Raw genomic sequence first — 4,947 nt, 5'->3', positions numbered from 1 at the left:
ACTTCCGCGGGAAAGACATTGGCGCCGCCGGTGATGATCATGTCGCTGCGGCGATCGGCGATGTAGAGGTATCCGTCGGAGTCCAGGTGGCCGAGGTCACCGGCGGTCCGAAACCCATCCGGCGTGGACGGCAACAGCGGCGCGCCACCCAGGTAGCGATAGCCGGCGCTCATCGGCGAACGCAAGTAGACCTCGCCGAGCTCGCCGGGACCCAGGGGCTGGCCGTTCGGGTCGAGTATCCGCACCTCGGTGTCCCGGAAGCCACGGCCGACGCTGCCCGGGTGGGCCAGCCACTCGTCGCCGCGTAATGCGGTGATCCCAAGGCCTTCGGTCATCCCGTAGGCCATCACGACTTGCTCGGGGCTGAGCAGATCGAACCAGGTGTGCAGTAGCGCGTGCGGCATTAGCGCGGCGCCCTGCAAGATCCACGCGATGCTAGAGAAATCCCGCTGCTGAATATCGGGAAGAGCCGCGATGCGAGCGAGCATCGTCGGCGTAGCAGTGAAGTTGGTGACCCGATACTTCTCGATCGCATCGACAACGGTTGCCGCGTCGAACTTTTCGAGTACCACCAAGCGGTCGCCGCCCAACAGGTAGCTGAGCGGCGAGAACCCGTTGGTGTGATACATCGGGCCCGGAACGAGAATGGTCTGCGGCTGGGCGGTTGGCGCCCAGGCGGCAAGGAAGGGGAAGGACGACTCTGGCGTCCAGACACCCTGCGCCAACGTCAGAATCACCTTGGGCAGACCCGTGGAGCCGCTGCTGCAAATCCCGTTGGCATGGGGGGACACCACAGTCGGAAGCGGCTCGTCTGACTGCTCGGCGGCGCGTTCGGCCAGCGTGTCGCGGCTTTGTTCGTCAACGGTGACGGCCGGCTCGATCACCGTCAGTACCCGGGACCGCTCCCACTCCGGCAGGTCCCAGCGCATCGGGACCGGAACCGCACCGATCTTCCAGCAGCCGAGCGCGGTCAGCACGAGTTGCTCAGAGTTGGGAATCGCAAGTGCAACAAGCGAACCGAGTTCAGCTCCAGCCGCGGTCAGAGTCCGCCCCCATTGGTTGGCCCGCGCGTCAAGTTGTGCAAAGGTCAGCGCGCGGGTGGTGCCGTCCGGCGCCAACGTGTCCAAAGCTGGTTCGCTACCGCGTTGTTCGGCGAGGTGCTGGAGTTGAACCCCGAACGGAATCCCGTCGTCCTGCTGGCCGGGAGCCTCCCCGGCGGCGAGTTCTCCGGTGCTCACACCGGCTCCGCCGCGACTGGCTCAGAGAACAACGTCTCCAGTTGGCCGCCGCGAACGCCGGGCATTAGTCGCAGCGCGAGCATCTCGCTGCTGAGCGGCAGCCGGATCAGCGGTTGAGTGTGCCGGTCCAGGACGCTGACGTCGGACTCGTCACAGAAGCCGAGCGCGCCGAGCAACTGATGCGCGGTGCGTAAAACCTGCCGCGCGGTATCGGCGGCCTTGAGCCGGAGTATCAAGGCGTCCGCCGAGCGTACTTGAGCTGCAGCCGATTCCGTTCGGCTGATGGTGTACTTGGCGAGTTCGTAAAGTCCACGCACGGCGACCGATGCGTCGGCGATGGTGAATCGGACGGCCTGGAATTCCGCCAACGGCTTGCCGAACTGCATTCGCGCGTTCACGTGTTGCCGGGTGATCTCCAGTGCCTGCTGCACCGCGCCCAGAATCCGCCAGGATCCCAGCGTCAGGTGCATATCGACGTCGGCTGCCGGCACTGTGCCGTCCGGTTCGGTCAAGGCAACCGGGACCAGAAACGGCCCCAGCTTGGCGGCGGTTCGCGCGGAGGGTTGGACGTGGTAGCGCCTACCGTCGAGGTCGGCGGCGATCCAGTCGCCGGGCAGGTCGCCGTGCTCGATGCGCGGCGCTTCGGGATTGACCAGGGCCAGCCGAGCGCCGTCGATCGCTAGCAGCTCCTCGACGAGCGGGTAGGGCAGGGCCGTGGCTCCCGCGGCCTGGCAGAGCACAGCGGCCGCCAGCAGATCATCAGAGGAGGATCTGACGTCGAGGTCGAATGCGCCGAGGTCGGCCAGCGCAGACCGCGCGTCGTGCCGCACGCGATCCTCTGTTTCGGCTCGCAAAGCCGCCTGCGGGCCGCCGAGCCGGGCGAATCGTTTGGCGGCGACAGCGGCGAACTCGGTAACGTCTTCTGGCAGAGCTGTTTTCACCTGTGACTCCCCAAAGCTTCGCGGGCGACCAGCATTCGCTGTACTTCGATCGTTCCCGACGCGACCGTGGCCGCCTGCGCATAACGCCAGTGGTCTTCAACCGCCCCGTGGAGTCGCGCGGAAGTGCCGCTGTCCAGTGCCGACGGGCCGAGCACGTCGAACAACAACTCGGCGACCTGTTGATCGCACGTGGTGGTCGCGATGCGGGCGGCGCTGGCCGCCGGGCCAGCCGACGGATCATCCTGCAGCGACACCGCGCGATAGGCCAGCAGCCGTGCGACGCGCAAGTCAATCAGTGCCCGCACCCACCTGGCGCGGATCGACTCGGGCAACCTGTCCCAGTCGTCGCCGAGTTCGTCCTGCATCCGATCCAGCAGCGACTCACACCGCGCGTACCGAGCGATCCCGACCCGCTCGAACGCGAGCGCCTCGCGCATGACCCGCCAGCCGTCGCCAACCTCGCCGAGGACCTCGTCGGCGAACACCTCGACGTCATCGAGGAATACCTCGTTGAGGTGGTGCGGTCCCAGCATTGAGCGGATTGGCCGCACGGTGATACCGGGTCGGTCCATCGGTACGAGAAACAGGCTGAGCCGGTTGGGCTTCGGCGCATGCGGGTCGGTGCACGCCGCCAGCACGCACCAGGACGCCATCTGGGCATAGGAGGTCCACACCTTCTGGCCTGTGACGCGCCAACCTTCGCCGTTGGGCACCGCTCGCGTGCGCAGCGACGCGAGATCGGTTCCGGCTTCGGGCTCGGAGAATCCCTGGCACCAGATCACCTCTCCGGCGGAGATGGCAGATAAGTGTCGGGCCTTCTGCTCGGCGGTCCCATAACGCATCAGCGCGGGGCCGACCCAGTTGATACCCATGTACTGTGCGCCGCGAGGTTCATGGTGGGCCCACATTTCCTCACGCAGTACGGTCTGCTGCCAGATCGAACCTCCCCCGCCGCCATGCTCTTTCGGCCAGGCCAGGGCCAGCAGTCCGTCGGAGGCTAGCAGCTTGCAAAACGACTCAGTGGTGGCGAGGTCTCTCGGGTCGTCGGTGCATGCGCCCAAGAAGCCTTCCGGGATATGCGTGGATATCAAGTCGCGCAGCCGCTTTCGAAGGTCGACTGCATCGGCACCGAGGTCGTAGTCCATCGTCATCCCTTCGGCAGTCCGAGCAGCCGCTCGGCGATGATGTTGCGTTGGATTTCGGATGTCCCGCCGTAGATGGTCGCCGCCAACGCGTCCTGGCGTTCGAACAGCAGGTCTGCATCGTTGATGGAGGTCGGCCCGACGGCCGCGGCCGCAAGATCCCAAACCCGCTGCAGGGTCAGCGAACCGAGGAGTTTGAGAATGTCAGCTTCGGGGCTTGGCCGACCGGCGAGTTCGTTGTGCAGCGAGCGGTAGCCGGTCGCACGCAGCGCTTCGGCGTCGGCGAGCAGCGAGCCGAGCTCAGTGAAGACCTCTCCGGACGCGTAGTCGTCGTGCGCGGTGTGCGATCCCCGAATCGAATCGAGGGCGCGTTGGATCTCGACCCAGTTCATGATCCAAATCATTTGGCGTTCATGGTTCAGTGACGCCAATGCGACCTGCCATCCGCCGTTGCAGGGTCCCAGCAGATTGGCCACCGGTATCTCGACGTCGTCGAGAATGACTTCGCAGAACGTCTCGTCGGAGATCGATGCCATCCGGATGGGTTCGATTGTCACCCCAGAAGATTCGAGATCGAGGATCAGGCAGGAGATGCCGCGGTGTTTGGGCGCGTCCGGGTCGGTGCGGGCGTAGAGCGTGCACCACTTTGACAGGTGCGCCTGGGTGGTCCAGATCTTCCTGCCCTTGACCCGAAAGACGTCTCCGTCGCGCTCGGCGCGCGTGCGCAGGCCGGCGAAGTCGGATCCGGCTTCGGGCTCCGACATGCCCAGCGCCCACCACTCGTCGCCTCGCAGCAGCGGAACCAGCAGGCGGTCGATCTGCTCGGTGGTGCCGAACTGGCGAATCCCCGGCGCAACAACGTTGGGGCCGGCGATGTTGGGCATCTTTGGTGCCGACCGCGTCGCTCCCGCGAGCCGGATCTCCATCGCGTCGGCCAAGCCCAACGATCGACCGCCGTGTTCGCGCGGCCAGGTCGGCTGCAACCAGCCCGCCTCGAACGCCGCGCGCTGATACCCACGCCGCAGGCCGAGGTCCCAGCGATACTCGCGGTAACGGTCGTAGTAGTCGTCCGGCAGAAAGTCCGTCAGCCAGGCTGCATACTCGGCGACCACGTCGACGTCGGTGCGCGTCATTGGCCACCTCCGACCACGCGGCGTCCCACTGCGTGGTAAAGCGCGCGACTGTCTCCCAGCGTCGAGGCGCCTTGCCACGCGTGCCGAAGATATAAGTGCATGTCGTGTTCCCAGGTCTGCCCCAAAGCGCCGTGGACCTGAACGCCGGTGCGTGCGCAGCCGACCGCCGCCTGGGATGCTGCTGCTTTGGCCAGCGCCGCAGCGGTCCAGCCGGCCGAGGGCGAGGTCGCTGGATCGTCGAGGCGCGCCGCTGCCGCGTAGGTGAGACTGCGGGCGCGCTCGACGGCGACGTAGTTGTCGGCCAACGCGTGCTTGATGCCCTGGAAGGCCCCGATCGGCTTGCCGAACTGCTGTCGTGACTTCGCATGCTCGACCGAGCGGGCCAGCGCGGCGGCGGCCACGCCGACCAAGTCGGCGGCCACGGCGACCAACGGTGTTGCCAGCGCCGATTCCACGTCTACCGGAGCGGTGACGACGGGCTCGGTGTCGAACT

At 66.4% G+C, this 4,947-nt stretch carries 5 protein-coding genes; all 5 read right to left on the bottom strand.

The genetic code is table 11. The features are described from left to right. The coding region (locus WBF82_RS08470) for a class I adenylate-forming enzyme family protein (protein ID WP_424382603.1) at positions 1-1,238 on the bottom strand (1,238 nt) is incomplete at its 3' end. Continuing rightward, the gene (locus WBF82_RS08465; protein WP_424382602.1) at positions 1,235-2,179 is read right to left on the bottom strand and encodes an acyl-CoA dehydrogenase family protein; all 945 of its coding nucleotides are present in this window, start codon (positions 2,177-2,179) and stop codon (positions 1,235-1,237) included. The genes WBF82_RS08470 and WBF82_RS08465, both read right to left, overlap by 4 nt. Then, entirely contained in the window at positions 2,176-3,324 is a 1,149-nt protein-coding gene (locus WBF82_RS08460; protein WP_424382601.1) for an acyl-CoA dehydrogenase family protein, read from the bottom strand. The genes WBF82_RS08465 and WBF82_RS08460 overlap by 4 nt, the downstream gene beginning before the upstream one ends. A 2-nt stretch (positions 3,325-3,326) precedes the next feature. After that, entirely contained in the window at positions 3,327-4,454 is a 1,128-nt protein-coding gene (locus WBF82_RS08455; protein WP_424382600.1) for an acyl-CoA dehydrogenase family protein, read from the bottom strand. Further along, positions 4,451-4,947 (bottom strand): acyl-CoA dehydrogenase family protein (locus WBF82_RS08450; RefSeq protein WP_424382599.1); only part of this gene is annotated, 497 nt, incomplete at its 5' end. The genes WBF82_RS08450 and WBF82_RS08455, both read right to left, overlap by 4 nt.

Origin of the sequence: Mycobacterium sp., assembly GCF_049673265.1 — a bacterium.
In the GTDB taxonomy this organism is placed as follows: Bacteria; Actinomycetota; Actinomycetes; order Mycobacteriales; family Mycobacteriaceae; genus Mycobacterium.
This window is presented reverse-complemented; position numbering and strand designations above follow the sequence as displayed.

Excerpts from the sequence above, each read along its gene's own strand:
- WBF82_RS08460 (WP_424382601.1), bottom strand. The coding sequence starts at position 3,324 with ATGGACTACGACCTCGGTGCCGATGCAGTCGACCTTCGAAAGCGGCTG.
- WBF82_RS08455 (WP_424382600.1), bottom strand. The coding sequence starts at position 4,454 with ATGACGCGCACCGACGTCGACGTGGTCGCCGAGTATGCAGCCTGGCTG.